The following is a 16489-nucleotide window of genomic DNA, read 5'->3' on the forward strand; positions in this document are numbered from 1 at the left end:
CTTTTTTCTAGCGGCACTAGGCCGTTAATGGGTTTGAGTTGAGTTATTAGGGCTGGTATTTTGGGTTGTTGGCGGTGTGCTTCCGCCAGAGCTACCGCCGTTGTTATTTTGTCCGCCGCTTCCACCATTGTCTGTATTATTGCCGCCACTTCCGTTATTATTGTTGCCGGAATTGCCGCTGCCGTTATTACCAGAATCATTATTGTTTCCATTCCCATTGTTCCCGTTATTGCCAGGACTTCCGTTATTGTTTCCATTTCCGTTGTTCCCGTTATTGCCAGGACTTCCGTTGTTGTTTCCATTCCCATTGTTTCCGTTGTTATTATTGTTGCCGTTTGGTTCCTCCTGTTCGTTGCCCGGAACATTGACAGTCGCCACGGCTGGATTGCTTCTGATTTGTCCGTCCTTGCTTACCGCATATACTTCAAACGTATAAACGGCTCCTGGAGTCGGATGATTAATGGTTAAAGAAGAGTTGGACGTTGGAATCACACTTGAGTCGCCTTTATCATTTTTGATACGCACTTCAAATGCCATGTCTCCATTTGAACCGTTGTCATATTTCCAAGAAAGGGAAATGGCATCTGTGGCAGCATCATAGACGGCTTGCAAATTCGCTGGTGCTGCTGGCGGCTCATCTTTTGCTGTTTCCGTCGGCTCTGTTCCTTTTATAAAGCATTCATACGTAATTTCGCTGGCTGGCGTATATTTGCTTGCCAGCTTCGGCGGATTGGAGCCTTTTTTAATTGGCAGCTTCTCTACGCTATTTGGCATTGGGAAATCTTTGCCGCCTTTATCTACATGGGCGATGACCTTTTTGAATAACAAGCGCGGCAGCTTTTGTTCATCTGTCGATAAATCCGCTGTGCTGCTTCGTTTGCTAAAGCCGGTCCATACAGCCGCCGTATAATTTGGCGTATAGCCGACAAACCAGCTATCTGGGACCGCGCTGCTAGACAAGCCGTATTTACGGGCCGTATCTTTATCATAGTTGGTGGTTCCCGTCTTCCCAGCGATATGAAGACCCGGCACGTTCGCAAGCGTACCTGTTCCGGATTGCACGACTGATTTGAGCATGTCGGTAATCATATAAGCGGTATAATCCTTCATCGCTGTTTTCGGTTTTGGCGTCAAATTCATCTCTGTATTATCAGGAAAGACAATTTTAGTGACCGCATGCGGCTTGATATAGACCCCATTATTGCCAAAAGCGCTGTAAGCCCCAGCCATTTGCAGCGGCGATACGCCTTTTTCAAGACCGCCGATAGAATATGATTCATAAACGGTGTCAAATCCCATGCCAAGCTTATTGGCAAACTGTTTCGCACGTTCTCGACCAACAGCTTGAAATGCCTTCAAAGCAGGAATGTTGCGTGATTTGGCAAGAGCCGTCCGCATCGTCATCGCGCCTTCATAACTGCCATTCCAGTTTTTAATCGGCGTGCCATCTGAATATTGATATGGTTCATCAACAAGCTGATGGGCTGTCGACCATTTTAAATATTCAATGGCTGGACCGTAATCTAAAATTGGTTTAATGGTTGAACCAGGCTGCCCAACTGGCTGAATCGCGTAGTTGAAGCCGAATGTAACGTTCTCTGGATCGCGTCCGCCGCCAAGTGCACGGATTTCGCCAGTTTTTGTATCAATTAAAGCAATGGCTGATTGTAAATCCTTTTTCTTTGTAAATAACTCATTAGAATTAAGCAAGTCTTCTACATAATCTTGGGCATTTGGATCGAGCGTCGTGTAAATTTTTAATCCATCTTCATATACGTTCACGTTCGCTTGATCTGTTACTTCTCTAATCACTTCGTCGATAAACGAATCATATGGAAGCGAGGCCGTGCCGCTGTTCTTTTTCCGATCGACGAGCATGGAGGAAATCGGCACTTTCTTCGCTTTTTCCGCTTCTTCTTTTGTAATAAATCCATGCTTGGCCATAAGCGATAACACGACGTCGCGCCGCTTTTTCGCCGCTTCTGGATGTTCGTACGGATTATAGTTGTTTGGGCTTTGCGGCAAGCCTGCGAGCAGGGCCGCTTCAGGGAGCGTTAAGTCTTTCAAATTGGTTTTGCCAAAATAAAATTCTGCCGCTTTAGCCACCCCATAAATACTGTTCGAATAATAAATTTTGTTCAAATACATCTCTAAAATTTCGTGTTTAGAATATTTTTGTTCAAGGCGAAGGGCCAGCCACAGCTCTTGTGATTTGCGTTTGAGCGTTTTTTCGGGTGAAAGGAAGGAGAGTTTAACCACTTGTTGAGTGATGGTGCTTCCTCCCTCCGCTCCAAACCCTTCTTTCACATTCGCCAGCACCGCGCCGCCAAGCCGGATAAAATCGACGCCGTGATGCTGATAGAACCGGGCATCCTCTGTTGCCAGCACCGCGTTTTCCAAGACTTTCGGAATGTCAGAATAGGAAACGTATGTTCGTTTTTGGCCATTCGCGCTGAGCTCAGCGATTTTATGACCATTCATATCGTAGACAGTCGATGATAAAGGGTCTTTAATTTTGGCCTCATCAAGCGGCGGTGTGCCCTTGACGAAATAGGCAAATGTCGCAATCCCTCCGACTAATCCGATTATGATTAACAACATAAGCGAGAGTGCGATTGTTTTCAATAACGAGTTGGCTTTTCGCTTTTTTTTCTTCTTTTGCTTTGGTTGTTTTGCTGCTTGCTTCCGTTCTGCACGAGAACGATATTCACCAGACATAAGCAAATCCTACCTTTCTAATCATTGTAAGAAATTGATTTGATTTCTTACTTAAAAGTAGATGTTTTCTACTACTCTAATATAATCAATTCGAGGTTGATAGCCAAGTGAAATGTGATGGCCATACTGTTCAATTTCTTGTTTGGTTAGCGATTTCCTACCGCCAGATTGCTGTCTTTCCCAAAAGGAAAGCAAATGCGAAGCATCCAGCAGGTACACTTCCCCCAAGGAAGCGAAACGCAAAATAACGAAGCAAATGGCTCCATGCTGAAGCACCTGCCTCATGTGCTGAATTTGATGCTCGTGAAAATTTTTTAAAGGGAAAGAGGTTGTATTTCTCGTTTCCTTTGCCTCAAAATCAATATATTTACCGCGATAAACACCGTTATAGTCCGTTGTTGATGCTTGTTTAAAATAGGCCTCTTTAATGATAGCAGCGCTGCGCTTTGGATAGTCAACACGGACAATTTGAATCGGTGTCGGCTTTTTATGAATGATGGCAATGCCATGCTCGCGGTAATACTCATTGGTGGAATTTAAATCCTCTTCTAACGTCATCCCGCGGTTTCCATAATTTTGATGAAGGGGTTGAACGGCTTCTTCTGTTTCCTTCACTTTATATTGTCTGCCACCGGGATATTTGAACATATTCTCCTCATCTCCTTTGAATGTTTTTTATTATACCATAGGAGAGCTGGAATAGGGGGAATAAAGAAAATGTCGAAATTGCACGAAGAAATAAAAAAGACGACTTTCTTTGCCGAAACGCTTCTAGTTTTGTCAAGTGTGAAGGGAGCACGCAGAAAACGGCGAATGTTTAAAAGCAAACGGGTAAGGGGGAGGATTCGCATATGCGGTGGGTGAGAAAAGAGGAAGTGGAAAAACAACTGGAAGAAATTTTGGAGTTGATGCAGCAAATTGATCAAAAAATGGATGAAATGATGGATGATCTCGTGAAAGAACAGCAGCGAAATCAGCAGTCGCAAATCAACGAGTTAGCTGCGCAGCTTGACCATGTAGAGAAGCAGCTGGATCACGAGGCTGAGAAGAAAGTGTTTGTCGCATCGAAGCTTCATTTTGTATAATGGTTTTCAAAAGGAGAGAAATGCGACATGTATGAACAGCTTAGACGTTTGACAAACGAGTTGCTCAAATATAATGATGAAATTTTACAAATAGCTGAAAAAGCCGTTAATAGCCATGAACAGCCTGATTTTTTCCAGCAGGTAAAGCCGTTTGCTGATGCTGTCAGTCAAACGGTAGAGAAATGGAGGCAGGAGGCGCTCGCTTGGATCCGCACAGAGCGGCCGCAGCATGTTCATTCGCAGCAAATCGAAGCAACAAGCGAAAATATCGAAAAAATTGTAGTCGAGGCGTTTTATCCTGCGGTCAAGCTTCGACGCTTGAAGCAATTTCATCAATCCATTGACTATACTCTTACTCTTGTCAGCGAACGATTGGAAATGAGATCAAATCAATAAAAGGCTATCCATCTGTTAAGGGATAGCCTTATTTATATTTGAGATGAAAGGAAAAGCCTGACCTCCTTTGTATTTGGGGGCATTTTTTCGTATATATCCGCTGTTTGCTTGAAAGGAGGGAGGCTGATCAGCATAGATTAGATGTTGAGTGTTCACTTTTTTTTCAAAAAAATAGGCCTGCTTTTTTCTGGCCTTCCTTTGCAAAGCCAGAAAGAAAAGCGGGCGCTTCAACATGCTTATCCATGGAACCCATCATTCAGTTTTCTAAGTAGAACATCTACAGAAAGCGGAATTAGTTCACTCGGCTTATGTTCAAGTTATACAGCTTAACCGATAACCGCGAACAGTGGATGTTTCGACCGGGTCGGATGAAATCATGAAAAAGCAGCGAGCCCGTCCTGTCTTCATGAATGATCCATCGGTTATTCAGGCTTATGAGCGCCTGCTAGCTCCAGCTGTCGGGTGAGATCGCGATATTCAGAAATCGTAAGCTCCCCGCGCAGGTATACTTGACGGGCAAAATCAAGCAGCTCGTTGATGCTGGCCGGTTCATAGTTTCTTTTCGCTATAAATTTCCCCTTTAATTCTGTCGTATTCATGATCGATGCCCCCTTTATCCATCTCATCTTTTTGTTCATCTTATCATAAAAAATAATGGTTGATGTAAATTCGAAAAATTGAAACTTCCGACAACATATGACAATTCGTAAGGATGAAAATAGCCCGTTGCTGAACTTTTCCGTTCGCGCACATGGATAAATGAAGGATTTTCAGGATGGATGATGTACGGCGCCATTTTCACTTTTCGCCCATTCTATACATATAATGGTGTCAGCCTATAGAAATGTACTTAGCTTTTTTACAGGTGGAACTTTAGATGAAGTGCGTGTGGCTTTTCGGCGGCGGATGAATCGAATAACGGACTGCGTCATCGATCCATGAATTTTTGTCGTCTTGCCTTCGACCGTTGATTTTCAAGTTGCACGTATATCGAAAAGTGGGGGAGGATGTTATGTATCAATATCCGTATCGTGTTCCGCTTCCGCCGTCATCTCCGCAGTGGCCTTATCCAACAGGGGGATGGCATATGCCCTATTCTCAAGCGTTTTCGCATTGGCCAATCCATCAAGGATACCCAGTGGGAAATTCTATGAATCAGCAGCCTTATTTTATGCACGGCACTAATCCGCCTTATCCAGTAGGAAAAAACGCGGGAGCTCCGTATCCTGTGCCATACGCACCATCTGGTCCGGTGCTAAAGCCGCCTGCTTCAGGCCTTCCGTCGATTATGTCCCAATTTAAAAATTCCGATGGCACATACGATATCAATAAAATGATGAATACAATGGGACAAATGATTCAGACCGTCAATCAAATCGGTGGAGTGCTGAAAGGATTGGTCGGGGCATTTAAAGCATAATAAACGCCATCCTCCTATATGTGTGAGGATGGCCGATGTTTAGCGATTCATCGTCTGTTTTTACTATGAAGATGATATGAGCAAGAATCGTCTCATGAAAGCTTTTGGCGGAGTCCCTTTATAATGAAGAACGCCATTTTCTTAACCTTTCTCCAATGGAGAGACAAGACCCCTGATAGGATGCGGTGTTTCCTTATCGAAAACCATAAGGAAACGGCTCCGCATAAAGGCTTATTTTGGATCGCATGCTTCTTTCGGCTAAAGTAGCTGCTCGTATACTTCATTGAGCTGGTGAGCGCGCTTCATGTCTTGTTCGTTCATCGCATAATGAATTTCATGCGGCAAAATATGGTTTAAAAAAGCGGCTTCTTTTTGCGATAAATGACGGACAAACTCTTCTTCGTTCGCGTAAGGCTTTTCCAGCAGTTTATGATAAATGTGACTTGGAATATCATTATGGTAGTCCAGATAATTGGATAGCGCTTCCCGCAGATAAGCTAAGGTGGTTTCCATCTTCTTCATCTCCTTATCGTAAAAATTTTGGGGATTCCGCTGTTGACAGCAATGGGATATGATCAAGAACGGCGCTTCTCTCCTTTTTTCATAGAAAGTCCTTTCATTCATAGAGTCCGTCAGAACGCTAAAAAGTATGTATGGGCGCACACAAGTGTTGATGATTCCTTATTTTACATGAGCTTCTCCCACCTCCACTTCACATAGGGGTGGGAGACTTCTCGGTCGATGTGTTTAAAAAGGTGCTTTTTCTGCACCTTTTAGTTGATATCAATATATTTTTTCTTTTGTGGCAGGCGAATGACCAACTCTCCGTTTTCAAAGGAGGCTTGAATCTCTTTTTCGGTCACAGGATAAGGAAGCGGGATAGAACGGGTAGTCTGGTGGTGCATGCGTCGTTTTTTGTAAATCTGCTTTTGTTCGTCTGTTGTCTCCAGTGTTTCATCACTATAGACGGTAAGCTGCAATACCTTTTCATGGAATTCTAATTGAATTTGCTGGCGGTTGACATTTGGGAGATAGGCGGTAATCACATATTCCGCAGCTGTTTCATGGATGTCGATTGGAATATAAGAGCGGGAGAAGGTTTCATGGAAGTATTCATCTAGTGTTTCAAACATTTTTCTGATCGGCTTTTCATCAAAAAATTGATCCACCATTTCACGGAGGCGTTGGAACGGTTCGTCGTCTCGTTTTTTTCGCATAGGTGGTTGAAAATGCTCGTTCATCATGTAGCTCTCCTTTCGCGTTAAAATTCTCTTCTTTAAGTGTATTCTCGTTTCGCCAAAAAGGTCACTCCCCATTTTTTTAATGAAATTTCATTTGTTTTTAAGATTGATCCTTTATGATGGAAATGGATGATGAAAAATGCTAATAAAGCCGGAATAAGAGCAGCATTTCTTGAAATGAATCCACACATGAATCGAATGCTCATCCTTTTAACACAACGAACCCGGCATCATGAAGGAGGAGAGCATGTGAGAATGCTGATTACGCTTTTTTTCTCAGGAACGGCTTTATCGTTGCTTATGTATCAGCTTGTTGAAATCGTTCAAGCGTTTATGGATTTGTTAGATCACCACTCTTGATAAAAAGACGACAGAATATCACTTGAAGATTGAACGAGCCGGTTTTGGATAAGGGAGAGGTGCCTTCATTACATGAATGTAAAAAGCTTTATATAAAGATCCGCAGGTTGTGCAAAACTAAGCTCAGCTACATCATCGTTGCTGACCGTTTGAAGCGGTTGGCATTTCTTTTTGATATGATATATATGAAGCAACTCGTGGTGTCAGGTCTAATCGACTCACTGGCTGTCTTTGGGCTGTCATCATGATGGTGAATGAACGGCATCTGTCAATATTCACGTTCGGGCGGCCATTGAAAGCGGCTCATCGCCTGCTCACATAGCGGAGAAATATGGAGGGAGCAAGTTCAATCATCTATAATCGTTGCATGTGATGCTCAGCTAGCATCACGGATATCAATGCCATTTTTTAATGGAGTGAATCACCGCTGGAAAATCCATGCGGCGGCCGGAGACAAGTTGTAGATTTTTAGTTAGGCCAATGCTTAGCAAAGATCCAGCCACCGCCGCTTCTAGGCTCTTGACTGAGGCCTTGATCAAATAGAATGCGTTGATAGTAGGAGGGAGCAAAAAATGAACAAGCGGATTTTAATTATTGAAGATGAAACCAACCTGGCTCGTTTTATTGAACTAGACTTGCTCCATGAAGGATATGAAGTATGTGTATGTAATGATGGAAGGAAAGGCCTTGATCTTGCTTTATCGGAAGAGTGGGGGCTTATTTTGCTCGATTTGATGCTGCCGAGCCTCAATGGGATGGAAGTATGCCGGCGTTTAAGAGCGGTTAAGCAAACCCCAGTGATTATGATTACCGCAAGAGACAGTGTATTCGATCGCGTGATGGGGTTAGATAACGGTGCTGATGATTATATTGTCAAGCCATTTGCGATCGAGGAATTGCTTGCCCGTATTCGGGCGCTGTTCCGCCGCATTCAGCCTGCTTCTGAGCAGGAGTGCTTAGCATTTAAGGATCTGCTTGTTGATGTCAAAGCGCGCATCGTGAAAAAAGAAGGGCAAATCATCGACTTGACAAAAAGGGAATATGATTTACTTGTTACCTTTTTACAAAATATTGATATTGTCTTGACACGGGATATGCTTCTTGACAAAGTGTGGGGATTTGATACGGAGGTCGAAACGAACGTGGTCGATGTGTATGTTCGTTATTTGCGTCATAAACTGGATGAAAAAGATAAGGAGCGCTATATTCAAACGGTACGAGGTTCTGGATATGTGATGCGGTCATGAAACCTTTTCGTCTTGGAAACGTCTCATTAAAATGGAAGCTCACTTTTCTTTCAGGGTCCGTGATTTTTGTTATGTACTTTTTATTTACATGCCTGCAATATGAAGTTGTGAAGCAGTGGCTCCTGAATGAAGAAGAAAAAACAATGAAAAAAACAATTGAAGAAATTGAAACTTATTACGAGGAAAAACGTAATATATCTCGAGAGAGCATTCGTGAAGGTCAGCCGTTGCTTGAAAAGTTGAACGAAAAATATCAGGTGATTCGCATTCTTGATGACAAAGGAAATGTGATGGTGTCCGTTTCTAATCATGCATCTGTTTCGTTGCTTCCTGCAGCGCAACCGAAACGATTAGAGATTGAATATCATTTGGTAAATGATGAACGCTCCATTGTGCTGCGCAAGCCGTTTCATTTCGGAACGGCGAGCGGGACCATTGAAATTATTCGTCATCTGGTCAAAGTCCAGCATATGACGAATATGCTGTTCATCATGATGACATGCATCGGCATTATTGCCATGGTCATGAGCGCATTGATTGGAATGTTCATTGCCCAGCATTTTGTCGGACGTCTGCAATCGGTAACGAAAACGATGATGGACATCAAAAATAAGGGATTTGAGCAGCGGATGGATGTCCCTGCCTCAAACGACGAGATGACCCAATTAATGATCATGTTTAATAAAATGATGGATGAGATTCAGGATTCGTTTGAACAGCAAAAGCAATTTGTTGAAGATGCTTCCCATGAATTGCGCACCCCTATCGCCATTTTGGAAGGGCATCTTTCCTTATTAAATCGCTGGGGGAAAAATAATCGCGACATTTTAGAGGAATCGCTGCAAGCAGCATCCCAAGAAGTCGTGCGTTTGAAAAAGCTTGTGCTTGAGCTATTAGATTTATCAAAGGCGGAAGCGATTGCTGTTCCTCTTGATCTTCAGCCGATTTCGCCGAGCGAGGCGGCGGAGCAAGTTGTGAAAAACTTTCGTGTTCTTCATCCAAGTTTTCATTTTATCATTGATAACGAGCTTGAGGAAACGGTTCATGTTCGAATGGCCAAGCATCATTTAGAACAACTGTTACTCATTTTAATGGATAACGCAGTAAAATATTCACAACAAAATAAGAAAATTATGGTTTGTTTAAAAGAAGAAGGAAAATATGTATCGATTTCGGTTGTAGATAAAGGAATTGGAATTCCGCGTGACGAATTAGAAAAGGTGTTTTTGCGTTTCTATCGTGTCGATAAGGTAAGAAGCCGCGAGAAAGGCGGAGCAGGGCTTGGCCTCGCGATCGCAAAGGAAATTGTGGATAAATATAGCGGACAGATTTCGATTCAAAGCGAGGTGGGCGCAGGAACAACAGTGGAACTGTTTATTCCTAAAGCTGTTTTATGAAAAATGACAGAGCGAGGAAGAAAGGTGAGAAGAGAATGGAAGACCACTTGCATGGAGGAATCAATCACCAAAAGAAAGCCATTCAACATGTGATTGAAAAGTTTCAAAAGCGAGGCATTAAAATAAGTGCCTGCAAACCAAGAACGATGCTTTCGCTATCCTGCCTAACGATCATGGAGCCGGCAAAAAGCCACGAATCATAAAGAAAGCAGAAGAGAGGGATGATTTTGAATATCGACCAGCAAAAGATCATTCCTGCCATGAAAACAATGAAGGATTTTGATCGCTTTTTAAGCAGCCCATATCGGTATGGGGTGTTGCTGGAATTGCATATTTCGCAGTTGAAAAGCGTGTTTCGTTATGCGTGCCAGCATGAAAAAAGCTTAATGATTCATGCTGATTTAATTCAAGGGCTAAGCCATGACGAGTATGCGGCTGAATATTTGTGCCAAGAATTTAAGCCGTACGGATTGATTTCAACAAGGGGAAGCGTGATTATGAAGGCAAGACAAAAAAAGGTGCTGGCTATCCAACGCATTTTTCTGCTTGATTCTCACGCTTTGGAAAAAAGCTATCAGCTCATTGAAAAAACGAAGCCGGATTTTATCGAGGTGATGCCTGGGGCTATGCCTCATATCATTCGCGAGGTGAAAGAGCGGACAGGCATTCCGATTTTTGCCGGGGGGCTGGTACGCACGATAGAGGATGTCGAACGTGCATTGAATGCAGGGGCATCAGCGATTACAACTTCCAATCAAGAACTGTTGGAATATTATAAAAAATATAGTGAAATTCAATAGACAGACCGGGTTTGTTTAAAAATAACGTGAATAAGGCGCCAGGAGATTAGGAGAGACCGCGCATGCATGATAAGCAGAACGCTTGTCGTGTTTGGTGTGGTCTCTTTTGTTTTTTACACAAGGAAAGGGGATGTAGCGCCTGTGTTCGAGTATCCAACGCGATAAAGATGTGAAAAAGAAGAGAGGAGCGAAATATGATGTAATGAGTAATCAACGGAAGATCTCTTGCTCACAAGGGGACAGATGTTGACGCATCCGGTTTATTTATAATGTATAGCATTGCGTACCATTCCTATAGCACAACGGGTGCGTTCATTTTGGTTTGCACATTTTTTCGAATATATCATACGGGGGAGGAAAGCGGATGGCCATTTCATTTGATCCTGCGACAAGCCAGTTTCATTTGCAAACAAGCAAGGCAAGCTATGTCATGCAAATTGTTAAATCAGGCTACCTAGCTCATTTATATTGGGGAAAGCGGATTCGCAAAGCTTCTCTCTCAAGAAAGCTGCGGTTTCGGGGACGCGCCTTTTCTCCTAATCCTTTGCCGAACGATCGGTCGTTTTCTTTAGACACGCTGCCGCAAGAATATCCGGCATACGGCAATACCGATTTCCGCACTCCAGCCTATCAAGTGCAGCTTGAAAACGGATCGACGATTTCTGATTTGCGCTATCACATGCATCGAATTTATAAAGGAAAACCAACGATCAAAGGATTACCAGCAACATATGTAGAGAGCGAGGAGGAAGCAGAGACGCTTGAAATCGTCTTGGAGGATCGGCAAACGGGATTGCGAGCGATTTTATTATACACCGCATACGAGGAATTCGGCGCTATCACTCGTTCGGTTCGTTTGGAAAATCAAGGGACAGAGCGGATTAAACTATTACGGGCATTAAGCATGAATGTCGACTTTCACGACGCGGATTATGAGTGGATCCATTTGTCGGGAGCTTGGGCGAGGGAACGGTCAGTGGTTCGAAGCAAACTGAGGGAGGGAATCCAATCGGTTGAGAGCCGTCGAGGAGCAAGCAGCCATCAGCATCATCCGTTTATCGCTTTATTGCGGGAAGCTGCGACTGAAGATCGGGGAGAAGTGTATGGGCTGAGCTTTGTATATAGCGGAAATTTTCTTGCCCAAATAGAGGTTGACCAGTTTCGTACCGCCCGTGTCGCGATGGGCATCAATCCGTTCGATTTTGCCTGGCTATTGGAGCCGGGCGAATCGTTCCAAACGCCGGAAGTCGTCATGGTCTACTCTGATCAAGGACTGAACGGGATGTCGCAAACGTTCCACGAATTATATCGTGCCCGGCTTGCTCGCGGCGCGTTCCGAGACCGCGAACGTCCGATTTTGATCAATAGCTGGGAAGCTACGCACTTTGATTTTAATGAAGAAAGGATCATCCACATTGCAAAAACGGCTGCGGAGCTTGGCATTGAGTTGTTTGTGCTCGATGATGGCTGGTTTGGACATCGCGATAATGATAAAAGCTCATTAGGGGATTGGATCGTTGATAAACGCAAGCTTCCAAATGGATTAGAGGGACTGGCGAAGCAAATCCATCGAATGGGGCTGAGATTTGGAATATGGATAGAACCGGAAATGGTTTCCGCTGATAGCGACCTGTATCGGAAGCATCCTGACTGGTGTCTGCATGTTCCGAATCGGCCTCGTTCGGAAGGAAGAAATCAGCTTGTTCTCGATTATGCCCGCAAGGAAGTATGTGATTATATGATTGAAGCGATCACAAATGTGCTTGCCAACGCTCCTATTTCGTATGTAAAGTGGGATATGAACCGACATATGACAGAAATTGGATCTCCTTCCTTGCCTCCGGAGCGACAGCGGGAAACAGCGCACCGATATATGCTCGGTCTATATCGAGTAATGGAAGAAATCATATCGCGATTTCCACAGATTTTGTTTGAAAGCTGTTCAGGAGGAGGGGGGCGCTTTGATCCGGGGATGCTTTATTACATGCCGCAAGCATGGACCAGTGACAATACAGATGCGGTTTCCCGCTTAGCCATTCAATACGGAACGAGTTTTGTGTATCCGGTTATATCGATGGGAGCGCACGTATCAGCCGTTCCGAATCGCCAAGTCCATCGAATCACCTCTTTGGATATGCGCGGCCATGTAGCGATGTCAGGAAATTTTGGCTATGAGCTCGATGTCACAAAATTGAGCGGCAAAGAGCGGGAGCAAGTGAAAGAACAAATCGTTTTTTACAAGCAAATTCGCCGTCTTGTCCAGTTCGGCACCTTTTACCGCATATTGAGCCCATTTTCAGGAAATGAAACCGCTTGGATGTTCGTATCTGAAGATCAAACGGAAGCGTTCGTTGCTTACTTTAGGGTGCTAGCAGAAGCCAATCCGCCGCTCGCTTTTATTCGTCTGAAAGGGCTTGATCCACATAAAAATTACCGCATCACGGATAGCGGCGAAACATACGGAGGGGATGAGTTAATGTATGCTGGACTGAATGTGCCGGAACGATCGGGAGATTTTGTAAGTGTCATATGGCTGTTAAAAGCAAATCAAATAGAATCCACTGTCTAGTCGGGTTAGACAGCGGATTCTATTTGATGAATCTTTTCCAAAATTCTTCGTTTTCGATACAGCATTTTTCCTGTTTCTGCAATATCTTCGATAAACATTTTGTTAAACATGGATCCAAAAATAATTCCAACGATCGGAACGATCTGAAATAGTTTTTTCCATCCATATTGATCACGGAAGGTCATTAATACCTCGCGCCATCCTTGCAGCTGTGAAAAGACTTGCTGATGATCATTGGAAAATGAGGACAGCTGATCAATAATCGCTTTTTTGCCAACGATATCGGCTGAAGTGAATTGCAGGCACTTGACAATGAAAATGCGTTCCTTTTTTTCTTTTGGATCATATCCATACGTGATCGCAATTTCCTGTAAGGTTTTTAAAGCAAGCCCAAGAAGAACAGGGATATCAATAGCCAGTGTAAAAACGCCCCCGATCCCGGTTGTTGCTCCTTGATATTGTGCAAAAGCGATTCGTGATTCAATGAACTCATCGCAAACGCGATCCATTTTTTCAAGCGGCAGATGAGATACTTCCTCAATCGATGACGCGGGAAATCTTTCAAGAACTTTTTCATTTTGCACAAGGTATTGCCCGCCTGTTTGGATATAGCTTCCAAGCTCATCTAAGAGCTGGCCCAGCTTTTTATGGATGATGGCTGGCGTGACCTTGTCCAACAGCTTAAATGGCAGGCGGCCTAGCTTTTCCCAAAACCATAAATCTTTTTGGTCTTTTTCCCATTGTTCGATTTTATGTAGTTCTCTTTCAAGATCAAATTTATTTTCCATGAATGAGCCCCCTTTATTCATAAGGTGGATATGTTTATGATTTGTTATACGTTCAAAGCGAAAAAATGTTTCAAAGCGCAAAATTTATCATTGTGATTAAGTAAAAACGATAGTAAAATTTTCAGTAAACATTAATATATATTTTACTGAAGGTTCTATTTGATAGATACAATTAATACATCAACATTTGTTCTAAAGCGAGTAGATCATGATCCGATTTCGCTCAACTGTGGGGCTAAAGATTCGATTCGTTCTAGCAATAAAGATGGGAATAAAGCTAACCGGCAGGAGGCATGTAAATGATGAAAGAGTTAATGGATGATTTTGTTTCTTTATTTGGTAAGGGCAAAGGAGATATTCGCATGTTTTTTGCGCCGGGACGCGTCAATTTGATCGGTGAGCATACGGATTATAACGGCGGACATGTCCTGCCGTGTGCATTACATATCGGGACATATGCGCTTGCCCGAAAAAACGGCAGTCCATGGATTCGCCTGTTTTCGAAAAATTTTTCCGAACATGGAGTAGTGACTGTTTCGCTTGATGATTTAGCTTATCATCGAGAACATGGATGGGCGAATTATCCAAAAGGAATGATCGCCACCATGCAGCAAGCATGCTCAATAGACACCGGATTTGACGTTCTTTATTATGGAAATATTCCAAATGGAGCTGGTTTATCCTCTTCCGCTTCGATTGAACTGGCCACAGCTGTCCTGATCAATACGCTATTTGCTGGAAACATCGATATGCTTGAGCTTGTCAAATGGAGCCAACAGGTAGAAAATCAATATATCGGCGTGAATTGTGGCATCATGGATCCGTTCGCTATTGGAATGGCGAAGTTTAACCATGCGCTTCTATTAAACTGCCAAACACTAGCGTATCGCTATTTGCCATTAAGCTTTCAGGATTGTTCGATTGTGATCGCCAACACAAACAAACAACGGGGATTGGCTGATTCAGCGTATAATGAGCGGCGAGCGGCGTGTGAAGCCGCGCTTGCAAAGCTGCAGAAGGAGATCGACGTTCATTCCCTTGGAGAGATGACAAGCGAGCAGTTTGAGCGGTATAAGCATCTTCTTTCTCCTAGCGAACAAAAACGAGTTCGCCATGCCGTTACCGAAAACGAGCGAACGATGGAGGCGGCGGAGGCGTTAGAACGAGGCGATCTAGCGCGCTTTGGCGAACTGATGCGGCAATCGCATGTCTCATTGCGTGACGATTATGAAGTGACATGTATAGAACTTGATACTCTTGTAGAAACAGCGTGGAAGCACGAAGGAACCATTGGCGCTCGCATGACGGGAGCCGGTTTTGGCGGCTGTACAGTGAATATTGTGAAAGACCAGTATATCGCTTCGTTCATTGAACGGGTCGGATGTGAATATAAGCAAAAAATTGGCTATGAAGCGAGCTTTTATGTGGCAAAAATCGGCGGCGGGGCGAGAGAAATAAAAGAAGAAAAGGAGATGGTATAATGATTCTTGTTTGCGGAGGAGCTGGCTATATTGGGAGCCATGCGGTGTATCGGTTCATTGAAAAAGGCGAAAAAGTCGTAGTCGTGGACAATTTGCAAACGGGACATCGTGAAGCGGTCCATCCAGAAGCGATCTTTTGTCATGGAGACATTCGTGACCGCCGTTTCTTGCGGCATGTGTTTAGCAGCTATGAGATTGATACGGTCATTCATTTCGCGGCTCATTCTCTTGTGGGCGAAAGCATGCAGGAGCCGCTAAAGTATTATGATAACAATGTGTATGGGACGCAAGTGCTGCTAGAGACGATGAATGAGTTTGATGTCAAACGCATCGTCTTTTCGTCGACGGCTGCCGTATATGGGGAACCGACGCAAATACCGATCTCTGAAACCAACCCAACAGTGCCGGAAAGCGCATATGGCGAAACGAAGCTAGCGATGGAAAAAATGATGAAATGGGCCGACAAGGCTTACGGTATCCGTTATATTTCGCTGCGGTATTTTAATGTGGCTGGGGCATATGGCGCTTATTTAGGAGAGGATCATCATCCAGAAACGCATTTAATTCCGCTTATATTAAAAGTGGCGTTAGGACAGCGAAGCGAGATACAAATTTTTGGCGAAGACTACGACACGCATGATGGAACATGCATCCGTGACTACATCCATGTTCTTGACTTAGTCGATGCTCACCTATTAGCAGTAGAAAAATTGAGAAACGGTGGCACAAGCGACGTGTTCAACCTCGGAAATGGAAGCGGATTTTCTGTGAAGGAAGTGATTGAAGCCGCTCGCCGCGTGACGGGCCGCGACATTCCAGCGCTTGTAGCGCCAAGACGCGCCGGCGATCCAGCGAGATTGGTCGCTTCTGCGGAAAAAGCGAAGCGGGAGCTTGGATGGACGCCAACGTATACGAGCATTGACGACATCGTCGCTTCTGCCTGGGAGTGGCACCAAGCGAACCCGAACGGATATCGAGGTGCGTGAA

16 protein-coding genes are annotated in these 16489 nt (G+C 44.0%); 10 read left to right on the forward strand and 6 right to left on the reverse strand.

Going from position 1 to position 16489, the window contains the following annotated elements; translation table 11 throughout:
- Positions 1-24 precede the first annotated feature (24 nt).
- Together GFC28_RS00935 and recU are read right to left on the reverse strand one after the other, a co-directional pair.
- Positions 25-2718, reverse strand: a complete 2694-nt coding sequence (locus GFC28_RS00935) for a PBP1A family penicillin-binding protein (RefSeq protein ID WP_044742293.1) — start codon at positions 2716-2718, stop codon at positions 25-27.
- Between the two features lie 51 nt (positions 2719-2769).
- Positions 2770-3366, reverse strand: coding sequence for a Holliday junction resolvase RecU (gene recU / locus GFC28_RS00940; RefSeq protein ID WP_044742294.1), 597 nt, complete (start codon positions 3364-3366; stop codon positions 2770-2772).
- A 203-nt stretch (positions 3367-3569) separates the two neighbouring features.
- On the opposite strand from recU, the gene GFC28_RS00945 reads away from it, so the two are divergent.
- Both GFC28_RS00945 and GFC28_RS00950 read left to right on the forward strand, forming a co-directional pair.
- Positions 3570-3803 (forward strand): hypothetical protein, encoded by a 234-nt coding sequence (locus tag GFC28_RS00945; protein ID WP_044742295.1) that lies wholly within the window; start codon positions 3570-3572, stop codon positions 3801-3803.
- Between the two features lie 27 nt (positions 3804-3830).
- On the forward strand, positions 3831-4199 hold the full coding sequence (locus GFC28_RS00950) for a YppE family protein (RefSeq protein ID WP_044742296.1): 369 nt from the start codon (positions 3831-3833) through the stop codon (positions 4197-4199).
- A 422-nt stretch (positions 4200-4621) separates the two neighbouring features.
- On the opposite strand, the gene GFC28_RS18555 is transcribed toward GFC28_RS00950, so the two are convergent.
- Entirely contained in the window at positions 4622-4798 is a 177-nt protein-coding gene (locus GFC28_RS18555; protein ID WP_082063547.1) for a YppF family protein, read from the reverse strand.
- Between the two features lie 413 nt (positions 4799-5211).
- Here GFC28_RS18555 and GFC28_RS00960 point away from each other — a divergent pair, with 413 nt between their 5' ends.
- On the forward strand, positions 5212-5619 hold the full coding sequence (locus tag GFC28_RS00960) for a YppG family protein (RefSeq protein ID WP_044742298.1): 408 nt from the start codon (positions 5212-5214) through the stop codon (positions 5617-5619).
- Positions 5620-5877: 258 nt separating this feature from the next.
- Here GFC28_RS00960 and GFC28_RS00965 read toward each other — a convergent pair whose 3' ends face one another.
- Together GFC28_RS00965 and GFC28_RS00970 are read right to left on the reverse strand one after the other, a co-directional pair.
- Positions 5878-6132, reverse strand: a complete 255-nt coding sequence (locus GFC28_RS00965; protein ID WP_044742299.1) for a sigma-G-dependent sporulation-specific acid-soluble spore protein CsgA — start codon at positions 6130-6132, stop codon at positions 5878-5880.
- Between the two features lie 260 nt (positions 6133-6392).
- Complete coding sequence (locus GFC28_RS00970) at positions 6393-6860, reverse strand: Hsp20/alpha crystallin family protein (protein WP_044742300.1); 468 nt, start codon at positions 6858-6860, stop codon at positions 6393-6395.
- A gap of 932 nt (positions 6861-7792) precedes the next feature.
- Between GFC28_RS00970 and GFC28_RS00980 the strand changes: the two genes are divergently transcribed.
- The 5 genes from GFC28_RS00980 (at position 7793) to GFC28_RS00995 (ending at position 13233) form a co-directional block, all read left to right on the forward strand.
- Complete coding sequence (locus GFC28_RS00980; protein ID WP_044742301.1) at positions 7793-8467, forward strand: response regulator transcription factor; 675 nt, start codon at positions 7793-7795, stop codon at positions 8465-8467.
- Positions 8464-9864: a HAMP domain-containing sensor histidine kinase gene (locus GFC28_RS00985; RefSeq protein WP_044742302.1), complete on the forward strand. Its 1401-nt coding sequence runs from the start codon at positions 8464-8466 to the stop codon at positions 9862-9864. The genes GFC28_RS00980 and GFC28_RS00985 overlap by 4 nt, the downstream gene beginning before the upstream one ends.
- Before the next feature lie 35 nt (positions 9865-9899).
- A complete protein-coding gene (locus GFC28_RS19430) occupies positions 9900-10067 on the forward strand; it encodes a hypothetical protein (protein WP_172798628.1) in 168 nt (55 codons plus the stop codon).
- Between the two features lie 57 nt (positions 10068-10124).
- A complete protein-coding gene (locus GFC28_RS00990; protein WP_269465546.1) occupies positions 10125-10664 on the forward strand; it encodes a glycerol-3-phosphate responsive antiterminator in 540 nt (179 codons plus the stop codon).
- 364 nt (positions 10665-11028) lie between these two features.
- On the forward strand, positions 11029-13233 hold the full coding sequence (locus GFC28_RS00995) for an alpha-galactosidase (protein WP_044742304.1): 2205 nt from the start codon (positions 11029-11031) through the stop codon (positions 13231-13233).
- Between the two features lie 5 nt (positions 13234-13238).
- Here the strand turns inward: GFC28_RS00995 and GFC28_RS01000 are convergent, their stop codons facing one another.
- Entirely contained in the window at positions 13239-14021 is a 783-nt protein-coding gene (locus tag GFC28_RS01000; RefSeq protein WP_044742305.1) for an EcsC family protein, read from the reverse strand.
- A 299-nt stretch (positions 14022-14320) separates the two neighbouring features.
- On the opposite strand from GFC28_RS01000, the gene GFC28_RS01005 reads away from it, so the two are divergent.
- Entirely contained in the window at positions 14321-15502 is a 1182-nt protein-coding gene (locus GFC28_RS01005; protein ID WP_044742306.1) for a galactokinase, read from the forward strand.
- A complete protein-coding gene (gene galE, locus GFC28_RS01010) occupies positions 15502-16488 on the forward strand; it encodes a UDP-glucose 4-epimerase GalE (RefSeq protein WP_044742307.1) in 987 nt (328 codons plus the stop codon). Before GFC28_RS01005 ends, galE begins: the two co-directional genes overlap by 1 nt.
- The last annotated feature ends 1 nt before the right edge of the window (position 16489 follow it).

Source organism: Anoxybacillus sp. B2M1, assembly GCF_001634265.1.
GTDB lineage: Bacteria > Bacillota > Bacilli > Bacillales > Anoxybacillaceae > Anoxybacteroides > Anoxybacteroides rupiense.

Excerpts from the sequence above, each read along its gene's own strand:
- GFC28_RS00935 (WP_044742293.1), bottom strand. The coding sequence starts at position 2,718 with ATGTCTGGTGAATATCGTTCTCGTGCAGAACGGAAGCAAGCAGCAAAA.
- GFC28_RS00965 (WP_044742299.1), bottom strand. The coding sequence starts at position 6,132 with ATGGAAACCACCTTAGCTTATCTGCGGGAAGCGCTATCCAATTATCTG.
- GFC28_RS19430 (WP_172798628.1), top strand. The coding sequence starts at position 9,900 with ATGGAAGACCACTTGCATGGAGGAATCAATCACCAAAAGAAAGCCATT.
- GFC28_RS18555 (WP_082063547.1), bottom strand. The coding sequence starts at position 4,798 with ATGAATACGACAGAATTAAAGGGGAAATTTATAGCGAAAAGAAACTAT.
- GFC28_RS01000 (WP_044742305.1), bottom strand. The coding sequence starts at position 14,021 with ATGGAAAATAAATTTGATCTTGAAAGAGAACTACATAAAATCGAACAA.
- galE (WP_044742307.1), top strand. The coding sequence starts at position 15,502 with ATGATTCTTGTTTGCGGAGGAGCTGGCTATATTGGGAGCCATGCGGTG.
- GFC28_RS00970 (WP_044742300.1), bottom strand. The coding sequence starts at position 6,860 with ATGAACGAGCATTTTCAACCACCTATGCGAAAAAAACGAGACGACGAA.
- GFC28_RS00980 (WP_044742301.1), top strand. The coding sequence starts at position 7,793 with ATGAACAAGCGGATTTTAATTATTGAAGATGAAACCAACCTGGCTCGT.
- GFC28_RS00960 (WP_044742298.1), top strand. The coding sequence starts at position 5,212 with ATGTATCAATATCCGTATCGTGTTCCGCTTCCGCCGTCATCTCCGCAG.
- GFC28_RS00950 (WP_044742296.1), top strand. The coding sequence starts at position 3,831 with ATGTATGAACAGCTTAGACGTTTGACAAACGAGTTGCTCAAATATAAT.
- GFC28_RS01005 (WP_044742306.1), top strand. The coding sequence starts at position 14,321 with ATGATGAAAGAGTTAATGGATGATTTTGTTTCTTTATTTGGTAAGGGC.
- GFC28_RS00990 (WP_269465546.1), top strand. The coding sequence starts at position 10,125 with ATGAAAACAATGAAGGATTTTGATCGCTTTTTAAGCAGCCCATATCGG.
- GFC28_RS00995 (WP_044742304.1), top strand. The coding sequence starts at position 11,029 with ATGGCCATTTCATTTGATCCTGCGACAAGCCAGTTTCATTTGCAAACA.
- recU (WP_044742294.1), bottom strand. The coding sequence starts at position 3,366 with ATGTTCAAATATCCCGGTGGCAGACAATATAAAGTGAAGGAAACAGAA.
- GFC28_RS00945 (WP_044742295.1), top strand. The coding sequence starts at position 3,570 with ATGCGGTGGGTGAGAAAAGAGGAAGTGGAAAAACAACTGGAAGAAATT.
- GFC28_RS00985 (WP_044742302.1), top strand. The coding sequence starts at position 8,464 with ATGAAACCTTTTCGTCTTGGAAACGTCTCATTAAAATGGAAGCTCACT.